Annotated in this window: 2 protein-coding genes; one reads left to right on the top strand and one right to left on the bottom strand. The window is 68.5% G+C overall.

Annotated elements, in window-relative coordinates; genetic code table 11:
* A partial coding sequence (locus ACFV7R_RS46905; RefSeq protein WP_385276906.1) for an IS701 family transposase occupies nt 1-954 on the top strand: 954 nt, incomplete at its 5' end.
* Nucleotides 955-1,237: 283 nt separating this feature from the next.
* Here the strand turns inward: ACFV7R_RS46905 and ACFV7R_RS46900 are convergent.
* On the bottom strand, nt 1,238-2,515 hold the full coding sequence (locus tag ACFV7R_RS46900; RefSeq protein ID WP_385276903.1) for an IS701 family transposase: 1,278 nt from the start codon (nt 2,513-2,515) through the stop codon (nt 1,238-1,240).
* Between the last annotated feature and the right edge of the window lie 147 nt (nt 2,516-2,662).

The following is a 2,662-nucleotide window of genomic DNA, read 5'->3' as shown; positions in this document are numbered from 1 at the left end:
CCCCGGATCGCCCGCCCGCACCTTGGAACAGCTACACGCCCGAACAACCCCCGCGGAAACCCATCGCTGACAGTTATTGAAATACGGGCCCCCGGCCGCACCGAGAACTGCCAGATCGGCGTCTTCGCCGCCTACGTCACCACACGCGGACGCGCCCTGGTGGATCGGGAGTTGTATCTGCCCAAGTCCTGGACTGACGACCGCGACCGCTGCCGCGCCGCCCACATCCCCGACGAGCGGACCTTCGCCACCAAGCCCGACCTGGCCAAGGCCATGGTGCTGCGGGCACTCGCCTCCCCATTGCCCATTGCCTGGGTGACCGCCGATGCCGCCTACGGCCAGGAGTGGCGGCTGCGCCGCATGCTGGAGGAGGCCGCCCTCGGCTACGTGCTCGCGGTCCCCAAGTCCCAGCAGGTGCCGCGCTTCGGACGCATCGACTACCTCTTCACCCAGGCTCCTGAGGAAGCGTGGGAGATGCGGTCGTGCGGTGACGGCGCGAAGGGCCCGCGCGTCTACCACTGGGCCGCCCTGCAGATCGCGTCCATCGAGGACTTCGACGGCGAGATGCCGACCCACCAGCGGTGGGCACTGGCACGCCGCAGTATCAGCAAGCCCGACGAGATCGCCTACTACCTCGCCCATGCGCCGCTGGGCACCGACGTCGGGCACCTGGTCCGCATTGCCGGGATGCGCTGGGCTATCGAAGAAGCCTTCCAGGCCGCGAAGAACGAATGCGGACTGGACCAGTACGAGGTCCGCCGCTACACCGGCTGGATGCGGCACCTCACCCTGGCCATGCTCGCCCACGCCTTCCTCGCGGCCATGGCCGCCGACGCCGCGGCAAAGGGGGATGCAGAAACGGTTCCGGCGCCCTGGCTCCGCTCACCGTGGCAGAAGTCCGGCGGCTCCTGGCAACTGGCCACCCACCAGCCGAGCGCCATCATCAGCCGCTGATCAGCGCACGCGCCCTGAGATGGTCGCACTGGCGCAGGCGACGCCAAGCCGTCGCCCGCCGGTGTCATTACCAGCGGCGGCTGCACACAATCGAGGGGCAGCCCGGGAAAGACAACACTGACCTGACACCAGGCCAGTACACTCACCCAAACCGCCCCTGAACAGGGAAAACAGCGAAGTGCTGCTGGAGTACTAGTAGGACTCCGTTAGGTCTGTCTTGATCTTGGTGTGGTCCTGCTGGGCAGAGGTTGGCGGCAGGTGGTGCAGGTGCCGGTCCAGCAGTTCAGCAGGTCCTGGAGGGCGTCGAGGATCTGGTAGAGGGTGAGTCCGGTGTGTCGGCTTTTGGGGTCAGCCGCTGCTCGGTGAGGAAGGCGTGGGCGGCGGTGACCAGGGTGGCGTGGTGGTGCCAGCCGTTCCAGGAGCGGCCTTCGAAGTGGTCCAGGCCCAGGCCGTGCTTGAGTTCCCGGTAGTCGTGCTCGATCCGCCAGCGGATCTTTGCCAGGCGGACCAGGTCGGCGATCGGGGTGTCGTCGGGCAGGCCGGACAGCCAGAACCGGGTCGGTTCGTCCTCGCCGTCGGGCCATTCGGCCAGCAGTCGCACCTGGGGCAGGACGCCGTCCCACCGGCCGTGCTCGGCCACCGCGGCTGCCTGGGCCAGCCGACGCGAGCGCACCCCAGCCGGCCGGACCTTAACGGAGAGGAAGCGGGAGGTCATCGGGCCGCGGGAGCCTTCCCGCCAGGTCACCTCGCCGAAGGCCTCCCGTCCGGCGGCCGCGGCCAGGTCCGCGACCGTCACCGGTGGCTGCCGGTAGCGGGGCACCGGCCGGCGGCCGGTGCCGGACCAGGCGGGGACGGCAGGGACTGCGTCGTGTGGCTGGACGGTGATGTCGCCGCGGATGCCGACCACGTACGCGTGTCCCCGCTCGGCCAGGGCGGCGCGGAAGTCCGCGTTCTGGCCGTAGCCGGCGTCCGCCACCACGACCGGCGGCACCAGGTGCCATGTGGCCAGTTCGTCCAGGGCGTCCAGTGCCAGCCGCCACTTCTCCCGGTGCCCGATGTCCTCCGGGACGCCGGTCCGCTGGCGCCGGACGGTGTCATCCGCCCACTCCTGGGGCAGGAACAGCCGCCAGTTCAGCGGGCACGAGGCCGTGTCGGAGACCGCGTGCACGCTGACCGCGACCTGGCAGTTCGCCTGCTTGCCCAGCGCACCGCAGTACTGGGGAGCGACCGCCACCGACATCCTTCCGTCCTTGGGGAACGACACGTCATCGACCGCCCAGGCGTCCGGGCCGATCTGCGGCACCATCCGCTGCGCGATCCGCCGACGCACCGGCACCGGATCCCACGTGGACTGATTCACGAACTGCTGCAGGTTCTGCTCGTTGCCGTCCGGCAGCCGAGAGGCCATGGCCTGGATGGACTTGCGGCGACCGTCCATCATCAGTCCCCGCAGATAGCAGTCGCTCTTGGCCCGCTGGTCCTTGCGCGGTACCGAGGCGAACACATCCGCCACGAATAACGCCAACTTCACCCGAACACGGTTGACTTCATGTGCGTCCACACACTCACCATGCCCCTGAACACGGCTGGCAGACACACTTAACGGAGTCCTACTAGTGTGATGCGCCAGAAATCCCGTGGTTAATTATCTCCGGTTTCAGCTGTTGGGTGGGGTGATCCTGCCGAGGTAGTCGGCGAGGGACTTGAG

Source organism: Streptomyces sp. NPDC059866, assembly GCF_042731325.1.
Taxonomy (GTDB): Bacteria; Actinomycetota; Actinomycetes; order Streptomycetales; family Streptomycetaceae; genus Streptomyces; species Streptomyces flavusporus.
The sequence above is the reverse complement of the archived record's forward strand: the minus strand, read 5'-3'. Positions and strand labels throughout refer to the sequence as shown.